The sequence below is a fragment of the Exiguobacterium sp. E4787 genome (assembly GCF_018618375.1).
GTDB classification, from domain to species: Bacteria; Bacillota; Bacilli; order Exiguobacteriales; family Exiguobacteriaceae; genus Exiguobacterium; species Exiguobacterium chiriqhucha.
Window position 1 is genome coordinate 1 of sequence record NZ_JACSLY010000014.1, and the last position, 16858, is coordinate 16858.

Below are 16858 nucleotides of genomic sequence, written 5' to 3' on the forward strand. Positions count from 1 at the left end.
TCGCAACTTAAACGTTAGGGTGAGATTATGATTGCTGGCAAGTCCTTTTTCTTTTCAAAAATAGGAGTGCAGAGTTGTGTACGTTTCCGTTGCACACTTCTGCACTCCTATTTTGCATTACACACATGTTGTCTAAGGAAAATCGTCCGAAGAATGCAAGTGCAATCAAAATTGCACTGATCAGTGTAATGGAATTCTTTTTACTTAATATATATCTTTGCATGTTGATTCCCTCCAATTTCATTTTCATTTGTATTCCTTGTTGATGACTCTAGTCTAGGATGTTTCTATGAAATAAAAATTGATTCGAATCAAGTTCTATTGTAAAAGTGAAAAATTATAAAAGAACAGCAAAACAAAACCAACAGTTTTACGGAATAACTCTTATATATTATCGAACATCGACATACAATCACAAAAATTCATTATATTGTACATTCTTTATTCAGCAGGCTTTAGAAAAGTAGTTAGTTTAAGTGTACTCTTTCACATTATCCATTGGCGTTACTCAGAATTTGCTCCAATTACTAAACAAAAGCTAATGAAGATTATGGAACAACATGATCCAGTTACCGTTTTTTTTTGGAATATCCGCCATAGGCTCAAATAGTTTGTTTAACAAACAGCTATCATCCTAATCACCTAAACAGGTAGTTTTGTTTAACATTTTGTCGCGAATGTGTGAATAACTCAACTATTTAACGAAACCCTCCAAGCTATAATAAAAAAATGGTGCTCATCCAAACACTAACAGAAAGTGTAAAAAGGGCCGTTTTGTATTTCATCATTAATTTTCGTTTATTATCTTTAAACACCAAACAAACACCAACTCTAAATCAAAAGCGCGTAAGATAGCGTGTTTTCGGGCTTTGTTCCGTATCAGTGTGAATGTTTCAAAGTATGTTCCGCCTCGGCGACTGAATAACTCGGCAACCCAAAGTAAATCGCTTCAGCAATCAATAATGAAAAGATGACTCCCATTCTTATCCGATATCGGTTTTCTAAACTCTTTAGGCCAATCAACGCCACGATAATCATACTGGTCGCCGTTCCAAACGCCGCCGAGTTTCCATACCAAGCCTCATTGACGAACATCATTCCTCCAATGGCCAATATCCCGAACATCCACCACCACTTCATCCCCATCACCTCATGCCAATTACCCCAAAAACAGGAAAATAGGCAACTCCATTTTAATTAACTCCGACCGATTCAAACGTTTGATTCCCCCGGAAAGTGGAATATCGGACAAGAGAACGGATTTTGAATGAGGAGGCATTTCATGAACATCCCAACCATCAAACTACATGACGGCTACGAGATTCCGGCAATCGGGCTCGGCACCGTTTATTTACGAGGTGAACCGGGCGTCGACGCCATCACGAGCGCTATCCGCAACGGCTATCGTCTCATCGATTCGGCAATTCGCTATGACAATGAAGGAACGGTCGGCGAAGCCGTCCGGCAATCCGGCATCCCGCGCGAGCAACTGTTCTTGACGTCGAAGCTTCGCGCCCAATACTTCGACTACGACGATACGCTCGAGATGATTCGTGAGTCGCTCTACCGGGCGAACCTCGACTATTGGGACTTGTTCCTGTTACATTGGCCGAACCCGAAACAAGACAAATACGTGGAGGCGTGGCGCGCACTCATCCAAGCGAAAGAGAACGGGTGGATCCGCTCCATCGGCGTCTCGAACTTTATGCCTGAGCACCTCGACCGTTTGATTGAGGAGACGGGTGAGACACCGGTCATCAACCAAATCGAGCTCCACCCATACTTCTCCCAAGTAGAACAGCGTCAAGCTGACAAAGAGCGCGGCATCATCACTGAGGCATGGAGTCCGTTGAGCCGAGCCCGGACTGTCACGCATGACGAAACGATCGCGGAACTAGCAAGACAAAAAGGCAAGACCGTGTCCCAAGTCATTCTGCGTTGGCACGTCCAACTCGGTGTCATCCCGCTCCCGCGTTCGTCGAGCGAGTTGCACCAAAAAGAGAACCTCGACGTCTTCAACTTCGAATTGACCGAGGACGAAATGGAGACGCTCAACGCCCTGACGAAGCAAGACGGCCGCATCGATAATCAAGACCCGAGAGAATACGAGGAATACTAAAAAAGATTGAGCCGTCTGGGCTCAATCTTTTCTCGTTAAAACGCCGGAATCGCCGTTTCTTCGTAATTTTCTTCCAAGAACGCACGGACTTCGTCACTTGTGAGTGCTTCGCCGAGTTTCTGGATGGCTTCTTCGTCTTTGTTGTCTTCACGGGCCACGAGTGTGATGGCGAAGTCGTTCTCGACACCTTCCGTCAAGAGGGCATCGCTCTTCGGCGTCAAGCCGAGTGGCGCCGCATAGGCCGGCGTCATGAGGACCGCATCGACGTCATCGTACGCACGCGCGAGCATGAGCAAATCGACTTCCTCGAACTTGAGGTTCTTCGGGTTTTCTGTGATATCGGCTTGCGTGTAATACGACCCGTTCTTCTCACCGAGCTTAATCACATCGTGTTGCGCGAGCAATGAGAGCGAGCGGTCGATGTTCGACACGTCGTTCGCGATGGCGATTGTCGCGCCTTCCGGGATGTCGTTCATGTTGTCATACTCTTTCGAGTAGACACCGTAGTTGGCGAAGTAAATCGGTTCGATTGGGACGAGGTTAGCGTCATTACTGCGGTTGAACTCTTCCATGTACGGGACGTGTTGGAAGAAGTTCGCGTCGACTTCTTTTGCTGCGAGCGCTGTGTTCGGTTGGACGTTGTCACCGAGGACGACGATTTCGAGCTCGATGTTGTCTTCTGCGAGTTGCTCTTTCGCGATTTCAAGCATATCCGTCATCGGTGGGATGAGCGATGCGACTTTGAGCGTCTGCGGCTCGTTTGACGGGGCTTCCGTCGTGTTCGTTTCGGAATCGTTCCCACACGCCGCGAGGACGAGTGTGAGTGAGGCGAAAAGCGCCAATAATTTTTTCATAAAGTTCTCCTTCTTTCTTTAGGTAATTAGCGTTTGTCGATGAGCCGGGCCACCGTCGTACCGGTGAACTGAATCATCTGGACGAAGACAAGCATGATGAGAATCATATACATCATCAGCTCCGTCTTGAACTGCTGATAGCCGTAGCGGATGGCGAAATCACCGATGCCACCGCCCCCGACCACCCCCATGATGGTCGAGTACGAGATGAAGCTGATAATCGACGTCGTCAGTCCCAGGACGAGACCAGAACGGGCCTCGACGTATAGGAACTTGAAGATGACGTCTTTGATGGACGCCCCCATCGACACGGCTGCCTCGACGACGCCGCGCGGGACGTCAAGGAGTGACTGCTCGACGAGTCGCGAGTAATGGGCGATGGCGATGATGGCGAGCGGCACGGTTGCCGCTGCCGTCCCGATGGCCGTTCCGATGATGAGCCGCGTAAATGGAATCAAAAACACGACGAGTAATAGGAACGGGAACGAGCGGACGATATTGACGACCAAGTTGAGCACGGAGAAGACGGCCCGATTCTCGAGCAGCTGTCCTTTTCGCGACAAATAGAGCCACGTTCCGAGCGGTAGACCGAGGAGGACGGCCGCGAGAATCGAGACGCCGACCATGATGAACGTCTCCCCGATCGATTGCCAAATCTCGGTCTGATATTGCAGGAGCACCTCAGGCATTCGGCTCACCCGCCTTCTTCAGTTGGTCGACGAACCAGGACGGGTTGTCGTCGATGTCTGCCACACCAGTTGGAATGACGTCAATCGTCTCATACACCGAACCGTCCGTCATGACGGTCACGCGGTCACACACTTGTTTGATGACGTCCATCTCGTGCGTCACGATGACGATGGTGACGCCGAGCCGCTCGTTAATCGACTTCAACACGCCGAGCACTTCGGCCGTCGTGTTCGGGTCGAGCGACGATGTCGGCTCATCACACAATAAGACGTGCGGTTCGTTCGCGAGCGCCCGGGCGATGGCGACACGTTGCTTTTGACCGCCACTGAGCTGGGCCGGGTACTTGTCTTTGAACGACTCGAGCCCAACGAAACGCAGGCACTCGAGCACCCGGTCCTCATGCGTCGCCCGCGGCCGGCCGGCCAGCTTAAGTGAGGCGGCCACATTGTCATAGACGGTCTTGTTCGCGACGAGATTGAATTGTTGGAAAATCATGCCGATGACGTGCCGCTTCTCGCGCAGCTGTCGACTCGACAGGCCCGTCAACTCATCGCCATCGACGGTGACTTGCCCTGTATCCGGTGTCTCGAGCAGGTTCATCAGTCGGAGCAACGTCGATTTGCCGGCTCCGCTCGCGCCGATGATGCCATATACCTCGCCACGCTCGATTTGAAGCGAGACGTCACGGACGGCTGCGTCGCGGCCGAACTGTTTGCTGACATTCGTTAACGTGATCATAGACGGTTCCTTTCTCTCGAAGAAAAACTAGGTCAACCTCGTACCCCATTTTAGCGAACTAAAGCAAACTTGTCAGGTGAGGTGCTTCACAAAAAAAGAACCGCACGGTGGCGGCTCACTTCAACGGATGTTCTTTAAAATGCTCGGCGATATGACGGCGCATCGATTCACGGTTCTCGGCAAAGATGCGATGCCGGTGGCCGTTACCTCCGGATGGATGGGGAAACCCGCTCACGACGCGTTCCGGTGCGATGATGCCCTTGTCGACGAGCGTCTCGATGGCTCGGCGGACGTTGATGCCCATCGGTAAAATCAAGGCGTCCTTCACGACAGCCATCTCGTCAGCGAAACCGCCCTCGACGTAAGATTGAAACAAGGCCGTCTTCAAGATGTCCGGGCTCGACCCGTTGTAATTCTTCCCTTTATAGAAGACGGGGTACGGCAACACCGCCGTGTTCTGAACGAGATGGTTCGCCTCGCCGAACAAGTCGAGCGTCGTCGGGATCCCAAGGTGGTGATGCAACTCCAAATCGTCGAGCATCGTCACCAAGTTTTTACGGATCGGTCCCGAGAAACTGCCCCGTTGCTTGACGGCTCGGAGCGCCTCCTCGTCGGGCGCGTCCGCCAAATCACGGATTGCCTCGAACGATTGCCGCATTTGATACAGTCCCGGCGTAATCCCAGCGATGACGACTTTGGCCTGCGGGTTAACGTATTCGAACGGCGCATAATAAATCGTGAGCTGCTTGTTCGGGTCCTCCTCGAGCAGGAACGGTTCACTCTTCAGTGTCGCTTCCTCCAGGTCGGGCAGTTCGAGAATACGTTGTTTATAGCGTTGAAACAAGTCAGTACGTGTCGGCATGAAAGTCCCTCCTCTGTTTTTCTGTTCCCTAAATCAGTAAATCTTATCGGAGGATGACGATCTCGTTTGCGCATTGACGCGACACATCGGCTTTTGTATAGTTAGGAACGACAAAAACGAATAGGAGTGACCAATTTGACTCCAACAGAACCGACGACACGACTCCTCGATCTCCTCAGTGAGCGACATGACCAAATCCGACGCATCAGCGAGCGGGCTTGGAACGAGCAACACGATATCTATATCTCCAACTCCGAATGGTACGTGCTCGCCCGCATCTATAAGACGAAGCCGACCATTGCCGAAGTGACGCGCAACGTCCACATCTCCCGTCAAGCGATCCATAAGCTCATCAAGAACTTGAAGACGAAAGAACTCGTCACGGTGACCGATCATCCGACGAGCCGAAAAGATAAATGTATCGAGCTGACCGAGCTCGGGGTCCGTTGCTACGAACAGAACGAGGCACTGAAAGCCGAACTCGAACAAAAAATAGCCGATTCACTCGGTGACGCCGCGTTCCGACAACTGAAAATGTTGTTGAAAGCCGACTGGAATTTGTAATCTCTCCTAACGATTGGGAGGGATTTTTTTGTGTCATATCTCACCTCAAATGTCAACCGAGTTGACATTTCGTGTCATGAACTACTATACTTGATGAAAGGAAGAGGTGATCGATTTGTTCAAAACTGGTGATTTAATCATTTATTCGACCCACGGAGTTTGCCGCATTGACGACATTTCCGACATGACGGTCGCGGGTGAGACGAAGTCGTACTATACGCTCCATCCCATCAACAACGCACAGAAGTTGCAAATCAGTATCCCCGTCGATAGTGATAAAGTGATGATGTTGACGCTCCTAGAAGCCAAAGAAGCAAAAGAGATCCTTGAATCGTTCCGCTCGCCGGGTGTCGAATGGAATCCCCATCCGAACAACCGCAATCGTGAATTCTTGAACGTCGTGCACTCGGGTAACCGTCACGAGATCGCTCAAGTCATCAACACGCTTGCTCGCCGCCAAAGCGAAGCTCTCTTGTTGAACAAAAAGTTATATGAACAGGACCGTAAGATTCTAGAGAACGCTAAAACGATCCTCGTGAAAGAACTTTCGCTCGCGCTTGAATTATCGGAAGAAATCATCGATCAACAAATTGCTGCTTATTTGAGCGAAGAACCTGTCGCCACTACTTGATTGGCCCCTTCCGTGCGAAGAGGTCTTTTTTTTATGCAAAAATTAAAAAGAAAAAGCGAGAATATGAACATATCCTCGCTTGTACTCGCTTAGTTGTGGACGACACCTTTCTCTTTCAAGCCGAGCGCCATCGCTGTCGATTCGTGAATCGTCTTGAACAGTTCCGGGTGATCGGAGAGTGAGACGCCATAAGACGGCACCATCTCTTTGATTTTCGGTTCCCATTCCGGCATCCGGCTTGGGAAGCACTGCTCGAGCACTTTTAACATGACGTGCACGGCCGTCGACGCGCCCGGTGACGCACCGAGAAGTGCTGCGACCGATCCATCTTCGGCGCTGACGACTTCCGTTCCGAACTGGAGCGTCCCTTTGCCGTCCGGCGTGTCTTTAATGACTTGCACGCGTTGTCCGGCGACGACGATTTCCCAGTCCTCATTTTTCGCGGTCGGAATGAATTCGCGCAGCTCGTCCATCCGTTTGTTGTGTGACAAGAGCACCTGCTCAATCAAATATTTCGTGAGCGGCATCTCTTTCGCCCCGGCCGCGAGCATCGTCACGACGTTGTACGGTTTGACCGATTGGAGGAGGTCGAGGTTCGAGCCCGTTTTCAAGAACTTCGGCGTGAAGCCGGCGAACGGTCCGAACAACAACTCTTTACGCCCTTCGATGAAGCGCGTGTCGAGGTGCGGCACCGACATCGGCGGTGCGCCGACTTTCGCTTTGCCGTATACTTTCGCGTTGTGCTGTTCGATGACGTCACGGTTCTTACAGACGAGGAACAGACCGCTCACCGGGAATCCGCCGATGTGCTTCGACTCCGGGATGCCCGTCTTTTGAAGGAGCGGCAGGCTGCCTCCACCGCCGCCGATAAACAAGAACGGCGCCGTATGCGTCTCAATCGTGTTCGCCTCGATGTCTTTCACTTTCACTTCCCACAATCCGTTCGCCAACCGTTTCACGTCCTCGACGCTATGCTTGTAATTGACCTCGACGCCTTGGCCGGTCAAATGGTCAAACAGCATCCGTGTAAGCGCACCGAAGTTGACGTCGGTACCTGAATCGATTTTCGTCGCCGCGATCGGCTCATCGACGGAACGTCCTTCCATGACAATCGGCATCCAGTCACGGAGTTGTTCCGGGTCATCCGATAAAACCATCCCTTCAAACAACGGATTATTTGTTAGCGCTTCCAAACGTTTCTTCAAGAAGCGGACATCGTTCTCGCCTTGGACCATACTCATATGTGGAATCGAACGGATGAACGCTTCCGGATTTTGAATCAAGCCTTTGTTGACGAGATGCGCCCAAAACTGACGCGAGATTTGGAACTGCTCGTTCACGTTGATTGCTTTCGAGATATCGAGCGTGCCATCCGGCTTCTCGGTCGTATAGTTCAACTCGCAGAGGGCGGCATGTCCCGTCCCGGCGTTGTTCCATTCGTTCGAACTCTCTTCCCCTGCACTTTCGAGCTTCTCAAACACTTTGACTTCCCACTCTGGTACGAGCTCTTTAAAGAGCGATCCGAGCGTCGCACTCATGATGCCTGCACCAATCAAAATGACGTCTGTTCTCTTTTGAACACTGCTCATGAAAACCCCATCCTTCTCCCCTGGATTTGTGTATGAGACGATTCGGTAAATCCCCATTCGCCGACTCGCCCCGTTTATAATTGTTATATTGATTATAACGCTTTTGTGATGTTTGATAAGGGTTAAGTACGGATTTCATCCATGAAACTTTTGAAGGGGGGCATGCAATCCGTGAAGCGCGGCATCCGTTTTAAAATCCCGAATACATATGGACGCTTTCTGGCCGACATGTTAAGTCCCGTCGACATCCCTGCTTACAGCTGGTTCGTCGGGGGTGAGGAATCATATCGTGTGAAGAATAGCGCTCTCGATCAACCGTTGTTTCCTGAAGCGACCGAGATGGATGGCGAAACATTTTCTGATTCGATTCATCAGGATGAGCAATATCTCATCTTCGTGAATGTAAAAGCCTTTTCGAAAGAACCGGTGAAAGACATTGAGACGTACGAAGCGTTTCGTGATAGCAATTGTGAGCTAGCCCTGCTCATCGTCGACTCCACGTTCGTCGACATCTACTGCAAGGATGAGCCTCTGCTTGAATCGCTTTATCAGCATACTCTCACGTGCGGATTTAAGGACGTCTCTTACTTGACCCACGCCAACGATACGAGAACGAGTTTGACCGTCTGGTAAGCATTTAACCTTATTAATGAAGGAGAATCTATCATGTCTACGTTCTATCTCATCCGTCATTGCTCGGCGACTGGCCAAGAACCGGACGCCCCACTCACTGAAGACGGCGAACAACAAGCACTCGCCCTTGCTGACTTCTTTCGAGACATTCCCGTCGACCGCATCATTTCGAGCGACTATACGCGAGCTACTGCCTCGATCGCACCGCTCGCCACATCCAAGCAGCTGACCATCGAGACGAATCCGAAGTTGCGCGAACGCATCCTCTCGCTTGAACCGCGCGACGATTGGTTCGAACTGCTCCGCCATTCGTTCACCGACACCTCGTTCCGTTTGCCGGGCGCCGAGTCGGGTCAAGATGCGACGGACCGGATTTTGAGCGTCATCGAATCACTTGACGACGTAAACGGCACGACCGTCCTCGTGACGCACGGAAACCTGCTCGCGTTGCTTCTTCAACATGTGGATAACCGCTATGACTTCGACACGTGGCGCAATCTCAGCAATCCCGACGTCTATCGCCTCGATATTGTGGATAACTCTTGGTCCGTGGAACGTGTCTGGTCCGTCCCTACCTGTGGATAACGTTATCCACAGAAAAAGCCGTCTCTTTCCCGAGACGGCTTTCGTTTTATTTCTCCACAAAGAACATCGAGATGGCCCCGAGACCGACGTGCGTCCCGACCGAGACGCCCATCTGCATCAGGTAAATCTCGCCTTTGAAGTCGGATTCGGCTTGAATCTTCGCCTTCAAGTTCTCGGCAATCTTTTGATCTGACGTATAGCCGATGATGACGAAGTTCGTGATAGCTTTGTCGCAGCGTTTGATGAACTCGTCCGTATAGTGCTTGAGCACTTTCCGCGTTCCCCGCTCTTTGGCGACGATGGCGCCTTTCCCGTTCTTCATGCTCATGATTGGCTTGACCATCAACAGCTTGCCGATGATGGCACTCGCGTTCGAGATGCGTCCGCTCTTAATCAAGTGGTCCAAATCATCGACCGACAAGAAGTGCTTCACTTTCATCTTATACGTCTCATTGAACTCGACGAGCTCCTCGAACGTCGCCCCGGCTTCGCGCATCTGGGCACTCTTCATCAAGAGCCAACCGCTCCCGTGGCTCATCGAGCGTGAGTCGACGATATGAATCTTCACCGTCGAATCGGGATGCGCCTCTTCGAAGTACTCTTTTCCGAGCACGGCCGATTGATACGATCCGCTCGTCCCGCTCGACATACAGATACATAAAATCTCATCATGTCCGCTCTCGACGGACTCTTCCATCAGCTTCATAAATGTCGCTGGGCTCGGCATCCCCGTCGTCGGGAATTCCGGTAGCGCTTCCAACATTCCGTAAAACTCATCGGGCTGGATGTCGACGCGGTCCTCATACGATTTGTTGTCAATCGTGATGATCAGCGGCGCGACGCCGATGTCATATTTCGCTAAAATCTCATCAGATAAATCACAAGTTGAATCTGCCAATAATCTAATCATAGTACCCTCCAAAAATCGCTCCTGAGTGACAAGAATCGCCCTAGACCACTACGTCGATTCAGACGTCACGATAGGACTTCTCCATTGTATCAGATATGGAGGGGTAGATGTTTTTTTGCCAGGCCTGAATATGTGTTGGCTTGTTCGTGCCGAAGCAGCCATTCCTTCCGCCACAGTCCGCCCGCATAACCCGTCAACGTCCCATTCGATCCGATGACGCGATGGCACGGGATGACGATGCTCAACCGGTTGCGTCCGTTGGCACTGCCGACGGCCCGGACGGCGCGGTCCCGACCTAGTTTCACGGCCAATTCTCGATAAGACGCCGTCACGGCATATGGGATTGTCGCCAACGCCTGCCAGACATCTTTCTGAAAAGGTGTTCCCTCGACTTCATACGGGAACGTAAACGTTTGCCTGCGTCCGTCGAAGTACTCCTCGATTTCTCGGTAGCACATCGTCAACACGTCTGGCGTCGACTCATCCGCTTCAAAGCGGACGTCATCGCGTTCGACGAACAGGATGGAACGGATGGTCATCTCTGTCCCGACAATCTCCAGAATGCCAATCGGACTCATATAGTCCAGTCTATACGTCTCCATACAATGACCTCCATAAATAGAATGTGGCGTACGCTTCCCATCCGGCAAACCGTTCCCCGTACAACCTCACTTCGTTCGCCGTCAACTTGTCGCTTCGCCCGAGGTGATGCTTCAACGCTTGGTGCAGACCGGCGTCCGCGACCGGGAACGCCGTCGGGTCTTGGAAACACTTCATCCGCACATACGCGGCCGTCCACTCCCCGACACCGCGTAAGTTCAGCAACCGTTCATGCATCACGTCGGGTGGCTCGCTGCGCAACTGCTGTTTCGACAATCGTCCGTCCGTCATCTTCTGGGCGATGCCGATGATATATTCTGCTTTCCGGGTGCTGAATTGAAGCTGTCTCAGTTCACTCGGGTCGAGGAGCGCGATCGTCTCTGGGGTCGGGAAAGCCCAGTACGTCACGCCGTCCACTTCCCGGGATGGTCCATATTGCTCGACGAACCGTCGTTTCAGCGTATAGGCGAACGAGAGTGTGATCTGTTGACCGATGACGGCCCACGTGAGCGCCTCGAACAAGTCCGGGAACCCGATCAGACGCAGCCCCTCGTACTCTCGGACGAGCGGACGCAACAGTTCATCTGTCTCAGCCATTCGCACGAACGTCGCGACGTCTTGGTCGAGGTCGAACCATTCGTGGACATATCGTTCCACCTGTTCTTGTTCCGTGCTCGTGATGACGTCTTCCCGGAACGTGATGACGAGCCCTTGGGACGTCTCCGTGATGTCCCCTAGCAGCAACCGTCCGTCCACATCGAAAAGCTTTGAGACGGACGCCTCGCTTGCGACATGCATCACTTCATCGTTGGATCGTCGCAGAAACTGCAGATATTGCTGAAAATCAAATGGAGGAGTGACCTGAATCTCGAACGATGAACGGTTCATCGGCTCCCTCCTTTCGATACATGCTCGGTGAACAGCCCTTTAGGCGACGGAAGACGCGATAAAAGTTGGATGGGGTTTGAAACCCGACCTCATAACAGATGGCGAGATTGCTCATGTCCGTCGTCCGCAACAGATGGGCCGCCTTGTCGATGCGAATCTTTTCGAGCAGACGGCGCGGCGTCTCGCCCGTCGCTTGCGTGAACGTCCGCTCGACATAAAACGGGCTCAGGTTGACGTGCTCGGCAATCTCCTCGAGCTTGAGCGGCCGTTTGTAATGCGTGAGCACGAACGTCGTCACGTCTTGGACGAGTGCGCTTGCCGGGCTGCGGTCGACTTCGGGCTGGCATCGTTTGCACGGCCGAAAGCCGGACGACTCCGCTTCAGCCTTCGTCTCGTAAAAATCGACGTTCTCCCGCTTCGGCTTCCGCGAGCGGCACGAGGGCCGACAGTAAATGCCGGTCGTCTTGACCGCGGTATAGAACTGCCCGTCATACGCCGCGTCGCAGGCGAGCACTTTCTCCCACTTCTCTTCAAACGTCAGCATCTCGTCACCCCCTTTGTTCCACTGTATCAGATTGATTTTCGTTCACTCGTCCTATTTCTTGCGTTTACAGTCTACATTCCCGCGATTCACGAATCTCATTTATTTTGAATCCGTCTTCCCGTCTGACTCGTACTATGATTACACGACTCAATTGAGTACACTTTAGCTAATCAAGATTTCGATAGTTTGTCAGAAGGAGCACATACGATGCAAAAGCGAATTTCCTGGAAACAACTGAAATGGTTGCTTCCATTCCTATTGATTGGATTGATTCTTTATCAGAGCGGTCAAGAGCTCCAAAACTTGTCGCTTGCCGCGGCGTTTCAAACGTTAGAGGCGTTGACGGGTTTCGAACAGATTACCTTGATCGGCCTCGGCCTCATCGCCGTCTTGTCGATGACCGGATACGACTACTTTTTATTGCGTTCGCTTGACGTCCATATCCCGCTCTCGAAACTGCTTCGGGCGGCTTGGATCACCAACTCGATGAACGGTATGATCGGGTTCGGCGGCGTCATCGGCATCGCGCTCCGGACGTCGCTGTATCGACCGTATACGGACACGAAGCGGTTGCTCCGGGCCATCGGATGGATGACCCCGACGCTCATCAGTGGCTTGTCGCTGCTGGCCGCAGGTGTGCTGCTCGGGTTTTTCCCGGCCAGTGCACTCACCGGAACGAAACAGTGGATTTGGCCGGTGCTCGTCGCGACACTCGCCGTCCTACCGCTCTACATATACGTGACGCGGAAGCGGTCGAACTTGGATTGGACGACATTGCTCGGCTATATCGCGACGTCGCTCGCCGAATGGGTGACGGCCGGACTCGTCGCCTTGTATGCCCTGCATCTACTCGGAGGCGAGGCACCGCTCACGGCCATGATGGGTGTCTTCATCGTCGCGACCATTGTCGGGGTCGTCTCGCTCGTCCCGGGGGGTGTCGGTTCGTTTGATTTATTATACCTCGTCGGGATGACCCAGCTCGGCATCGACCAAGAGATTGTCTTGTCGTCATTAATCGTCTATCGCTTCGTCTACTTCATCGTCCCGTTCATGATTGGCCTGTTCTTGGCGGCTCTCGTCTTCGGAGACCAGGTCGTCAAACAGATCGAGTATAAACCGATCATCGGGTCGTCCTATGAGATTGGGACTGTCGTCTGGCGCATCGTGTCACGCACGCTCGCTAAGACTGGTCGGCTCGCCGGAAGCCTGATCGCCTTGATGACGAGCCTCGTTTTGTGGTTCCAGACGCTGTTGCCGAGCGTATCCCCCCTCTTTGCGACTGCCCTCTGGGTACAGTGGGTCGGCACGCTCGCGCTGTTCACAGCCGGTCTGTTGACGTTACTGACCACGTTCGGCATGTACATCCGGACGAAACGCGTCCTCTGGCTCGTCGGGGTCGCCTGTGTCGTCGCCAGCCTCGGTGTCATCGCACGCGGCTTCAATCTGTTTGAAGCGTTCGTCGTCGGCGGGTTCGCCCTGTTCGTCTGGTTGACCCGGACCCAGCATAGACGCTATCGCTCCATCGTGACCGTCAGCCGCTTTGTCCGCAACGTCTTCTATGTCGGCCTCTATGTCGGCACGCACGCGTTCCTGCTGCAATCGTTCAGTCAGACCGACACGATTTTCTTTGACCCGGAAGCTGCCGCCGGGTTGAGCATCGCCGCCGTCGTCTTATCCGGACTGCTGTTAATTGGGATGTTTATTCTGTTCAACCGATTGAAACGTCCGAAGCTCGGCACGTCGTTCGAACCGTCCCGTTTCGCGACGTTTCAAGCCACACATACGACGACGAGCACGTTCGATTTGGCCTATATGAACGACAAGCTCGTCTATTATGGGCCGGACGACGAGGCGTGTCTCTTGTTCGCCGTATCCGGCAATCACGCCATCGTTCTCGGGGATGTGCAAGGAGCGCGAGACGCCGCGTCACACCTGTTGCTCACCTTTATCGAAGAAACGGACCGGCTCGGCTATATCCCGATTTTTTATCAAGTCACCCCGGACTGGATGCCGCGCCTGCATGATGCCGGCTTCACGTTCTTCAAGCTCGGTGAGGAAGCGACGGTCGACGTCGCCACATTCTCGCTCACCGGTAAAAAACGCGCCAACATGCGCTCGCTTTATAACCAATTCACGAAGCGAGACTATACGGCTGACATCGTCATGCATCCATCGCCCGACTTGATTATGTCACTGCGCTTCATCTCGGACGACTGGCTCGGCAATCGAAGCGAGAAAGGATTCTCGCTCGGGTTTTTCAACGAACAGGCTTTGACCCATTATCCGGTTGCTCTCCTACGTGATGACACGGGACAAGTCATCGCCTTCATCACGTTGCTCCGCGGCAGTGATACCGTCTCCATCGATTTAATGCGCTCTAAGAATGATGCTCTGCCCGGCTCGATTGAGGTGCTGATTCTCCATGTAATCGAGTGGGCACGAGCCAACGACTACGCCTACGTCGGTCTTGGCATGGCGCCACTCGCATCGGTCGGTGAGCACACGTTCGCGTACTGGCCGGAGCGGATTGCAGCCGATATTTTCGAAAACATCAGTTATATCTACCCGTTCAGCGGGCTTCGTCAGTTCAAACATAAGTTCAAACCGACGTGGGAAGCTAGGTATTTGGCCATTCGCAAGCGTCGGAAGCTACTACCTTCTTTGCTTCGGACGGCACGGTTGATTAGCCGGAAACGAGAGTCTTAAACACGAAAGAGCGTCTCACATGCGAGGCGCTCTTTCGTGTTACGTCATGAGTGAAATGTCGGGCATCTAAAACTGATACATTCTCTTTAATAAGATGCATTTCTGTGTTCAACTCTTCTTTTAACGAATATGATAGCACCGACCTTATATCAAGTCGATGCTTCCGTAACTGTCCAATCTGAAATTGTGACGTTGAATCCTGGCGCCTTCGGATCCGGACTACAGGCGTACGGTCCGATGCGTAACGTCGAGACGTCATGGAGGTGAGCGATTCGCAACTGTTCACGCGTGCCCCCCTCGTATTCGAAGAACACCTCAACATCGCCATCGGTGTAGGCGAGTTCAAACGTCAACGGTTCACGGATGGCGTCGTTCGGGAAATCACGTGTCGACCAATCCGAGTAGCCAAAGGACGTGACGACGGCCCCAAGGTGTGACGGTCCGTCCGGAATATATATTCGACGGACGTCTTAAGCCAATGCTCGTCGTTAACGTATAACAGGATGCCGGCCTGGTCATATGTATGGCTCGGATCCATCTCAATCGTCGCGCGACATGTGAACCGCTTAGACGACACATCCGTCACCAAAGCGTGGGCCGTCATCCGGTTGAACCCGTAATGGGTGTTCCGCCAAAAGTCGGTGTCGGGTGCTGTCTGGAACGTCAAGCTTTCACCGAGACTCACTTCGTCTGGTTCATTGATCCACTTATATGACTTCCACATGATTGATACCTCCCCATTGTCCTCGCATCGCGAACAGCAACGGAATCATCGGTTCGTGATACGGAATAAATTTCCCTGACCTGATCATATCAAGAATCGTCGCCTCATCCGCCCATTGCACGGCTTGCACTTCTGATGGTTGGAGCGTCAACTCATCGAGGTCAACTTCTGCTTCGACGAGATAGATATCATCGAACCCTTCGTCAAAGTTGACCGTCAAATGGGGCCGTGTGTTAGATAAATCAAGTTTCAGCCCAATCTCTTCTTCAAGCTCGCGCATCGCCGCTTGTTGACTCGTATCGCCGACCGTGGCGCTACCGCCGACGGTGATGTCCCACATGTTCGCCCAACCGTCTTTGAACGGTTGGCGCTGCTGAATCAACATCTGTCCATCCTTGTTGAAAATGCAAACGTGGATGACGAGATGATAATCATCTTGAGGAAGGCGTATCCCTCGTTGCCACGTTCGCCCTGTTTTCTTGCGGTCTACATCATACACATCCCAAAACTCCATCGTTCCATCCCCTTTACGTCGCGGCGCTCGAAGATGCCGCTTGATCTGCTTTGACGCAGTCGATGGCGACGACGATTGAGATGAGTAAGTGTTCCATCGTATCATCGACTACTCGAATTTCGTACGTATCGCCCCACGTTAGCCACTTCTTTTGGACACTACCGATGACATGTCCGTTTTGGCGTACTTCGAAGTTCATATCCCACCAGTTGCCATCGACTTCAATCCCGGCTGCATCAATTGTGTAGCGCGGCTTGAAGAACGTGAACTCTTTTGAAATCGTTAACGTCTCCTCCCCCTCGACATCGACGTAAAATGTCGGCAAAAAGCTGAATGTCTTTTTCGTGATCGTCGTAATCTCGTATCCATTCTTGTCAGAAATCGTGAACGACTTCGGTAACTTCATAAAACTACCTTCTACAAAATAAAGATCGTTCTCATCTGCATCTTTGATACTGAACCGGCCACGTAGGCTGAAAACCTTTTGTTTCATGTAGAGCGTGTTCATCGTCATCCCTCCGATTGTATGTGGTACCTTATATACGAAACCATACCCGAAATCGATTCAGAATCTTTCAACACGCAACGTGAGGTGGACTAAGGAGTTCTAGAATGTCTGTCAACTCATTAACGATGTAGTCCGCTTGGTGTACATTCATTAACATACTCGAATCAAATCGTTGGGAACATCACTTTCGTCATCGATT

General features: G+C 52.1%; 18 protein-coding genes and 1 pseudogene. 6 read left to right on the plus strand and 13 right to left on the minus strand.

The features are described 5' to 3' along the window. Nucleotides 1–879 precede the first annotated feature (879 nt). Entirely contained in the window at nt 880–1140 is a 261-nt protein-coding gene (locus KNP80_RS13425; RefSeq protein WP_211780193.1) for a hypothetical protein, read from the minus strand. 142 nt (nt 1141–1282) lie between these two features. Between KNP80_RS13425 and KNP80_RS13430 the strand changes: the two genes are divergently transcribed. Continuing rightward, entirely contained in the window at nt 1283–2119 is an 837-nt protein-coding gene (locus KNP80_RS13430) for an aldo/keto reductase (RefSeq protein WP_214834946.1), read from the plus strand. 35 nt (nt 2120–2154) lie between these two features. Here KNP80_RS13430 and KNP80_RS13435 read toward each other — a convergent pair whose 3' ends face one another. From KNP80_RS13435 to KNP80_RS13450, 4 genes are all read right to left on the minus strand, one after another. Next, nucleotides 2155–2973 (minus strand): MetQ/NlpA family ABC transporter substrate-binding protein, encoded by an 819-nt coding sequence (locus KNP80_RS13435; protein ID WP_214708255.1) that lies wholly within the window; start codon nt 2971–2973, stop codon nt 2155–2157. Nucleotides 2974–2999: 26 nt separating this feature from the next. Beyond that, complete coding sequence (locus tag KNP80_RS13440) at nt 3000–3662, minus strand: methionine ABC transporter permease (protein WP_131434434.1); 663 nt, start codon at nt 3660–3662, stop codon at nt 3000–3002. Continuing rightward, nucleotides 3655–4401 carry a methionine ABC transporter ATP-binding protein gene (locus KNP80_RS13445; protein ID WP_214834947.1) on the minus strand — a complete coding sequence of 249 codons (747 nt, stop codon included), beginning with the start codon at nt 4399–4401 and terminating at the stop codon, nt 3655–3657. Before KNP80_RS13445 ends, KNP80_RS13440 begins: the two co-directional genes overlap by 8 nt. A 115-nt stretch (nt 4402–4516) precedes the next feature. Next, nucleotides 4517–5263, minus strand: a complete 747-nt coding sequence (locus tag KNP80_RS13450) for a hypothetical protein (RefSeq protein WP_214834948.1) — start codon at nt 5261–5263, stop codon at nt 4517–4519. Between the two features lie 135 nt (nt 5264–5398). Here KNP80_RS13450 and KNP80_RS13455 point away from each other — a divergent pair, with 135 nt between their 5' ends. Together KNP80_RS13455 and KNP80_RS13460 are read left to right on the plus strand one after the other, a co-directional pair. Next, nucleotides 5399–5827: a MarR family winged helix-turn-helix transcriptional regulator gene (locus tag KNP80_RS13455; protein WP_214833065.1), complete on the plus strand. Its 429-nt coding sequence runs from the start codon at nt 5399–5401 to the stop codon at nt 5825–5827. A gap of 106 nt (nt 5828–5933) precedes the next feature. Then, on the plus strand, nt 5934–6458 hold the full coding sequence (locus KNP80_RS13460) for a CarD family transcriptional regulator (protein ID WP_029596405.1): 525 nt from the start codon (nt 5934–5936) through the stop codon (nt 6456–6458). A gap of 89 nt (nt 6459–6547) precedes the next feature. Here KNP80_RS13460 and mqo read toward each other — a convergent pair whose 3' ends face one another. Beyond that, nucleotides 6548–8047 carry a malate dehydrogenase (quinone) gene (mqo, locus tag KNP80_RS13465; protein WP_214718751.1) on the minus strand — a complete coding sequence of 500 codons (1500 nt, stop codon included), beginning with the start codon at nt 8045–8047 and terminating at the stop codon, nt 6548–6550. A 141-nt stretch (nt 8048–8188) separates the two neighbouring features. Here mqo and KNP80_RS13470 point away from each other — a divergent pair, with 141 nt between their 5' ends. Both KNP80_RS13470 and KNP80_RS13475 read left to right on the plus strand, forming a co-directional pair. Continuing rightward, complete coding sequence (locus tag KNP80_RS13470; RefSeq protein WP_251132401.1) at nt 8189–8680, plus strand: DUF2691 family protein; 492 nt, start codon at nt 8189–8191, stop codon at nt 8678–8680. 33 nt (nt 8681–8713) lie between these two features. Further along, nucleotides 8714–9265: a histidine phosphatase family protein gene (locus tag KNP80_RS13475; RefSeq protein ID WP_214718753.1), complete on the plus strand. Its 552-nt coding sequence runs from the start codon at nt 8714–8716 to the stop codon at nt 9263–9265. A 46-nt stretch (nt 9266–9311) separates the two neighbouring features. Here KNP80_RS13475 and KNP80_RS13480 read toward each other — a convergent pair whose 3' ends face one another. The 4 genes from KNP80_RS13480 to KNP80_RS13495 form a co-directional block, all read right to left on the minus strand. After that, the gene (locus tag KNP80_RS13480) at nt 9312–10175 is read right to left on the minus strand and encodes a DegV family protein (protein ID WP_214718755.1); all 864 of its coding nucleotides are present in this window, start codon (nt 10173–10175) and stop codon (nt 9312–9314) included. Nucleotides 10176–10264: 89 nt separating this feature from the next. Continuing rightward, a complete protein-coding gene (locus KNP80_RS13485) occupies nt 10265–10777 on the minus strand; it encodes a methylated-DNA--[protein]-cysteine S-methyltransferase (RefSeq protein ID WP_214718756.1) in 513 nt (170 codons plus the stop codon). Then, nucleotides 10764–11663, minus strand: a complete 900-nt coding sequence (locus KNP80_RS13490; protein ID WP_214834949.1) for a DNA-3-methyladenine glycosylase family protein — start codon at nt 11661–11663, stop codon at nt 10764–10766. The genes KNP80_RS13485 and KNP80_RS13490 overlap by 14 nt, the downstream gene beginning before the upstream one ends. Continuing rightward, nucleotides 11620–12207 (minus strand): bifunctional transcriptional activator/DNA repair enzyme AdaA, encoded by a 588-nt coding sequence (locus KNP80_RS13495; RefSeq protein WP_214718761.1) that lies wholly within the window; start codon nt 12205–12207, stop codon nt 11620–11622. Before KNP80_RS13495 ends, KNP80_RS13490 begins: the two co-directional genes overlap by 44 nt. A gap of 207 nt (nt 12208–12414) precedes the next feature. Between KNP80_RS13495 and mprF the strand changes: the two genes are divergently transcribed. Further along, nucleotides 12415–14913, plus strand: coding sequence for a bifunctional lysylphosphatidylglycerol flippase/synthetase MprF (gene mprF, locus KNP80_RS13500; RefSeq protein ID WP_214834950.1), 2499 nt, complete (start codon nt 12415–12417; stop codon nt 14911–14913). 149 nt (nt 14914–15062) lie between these two features. Here the strand turns inward: mprF and KNP80_RS13505 are convergent. From KNP80_RS13505 to KNP80_RS13515, 3 genes and pseudogenes are all read right to left on the minus strand, one after another. Further along, a pseudogene (locus KNP80_RS13505) lies at nt 15063–15637 on the minus strand (DUF1349 domain-containing protein). Beyond that, nucleotides 15621–16151, minus strand: a complete 531-nt coding sequence (locus KNP80_RS13510) for an NUDIX hydrolase (protein WP_128123836.1) — start codon at nt 16149–16151, stop codon at nt 15621–15623. The pseudogene KNP80_RS13505 and the gene KNP80_RS13510 overlap by 17 nt, the downstream one beginning before the upstream one ends. 13 nt (nt 16152–16164) lie before the next feature. Then, nucleotides 16165–16659: an LURP-one-related/scramblase family protein gene (locus KNP80_RS13515; protein ID WP_128123835.1), complete on the minus strand. Its 495-nt coding sequence runs from the start codon at nt 16657–16659 to the stop codon at nt 16165–16167. Nucleotides 16660–16858: the final 199 nt, after the last annotated feature.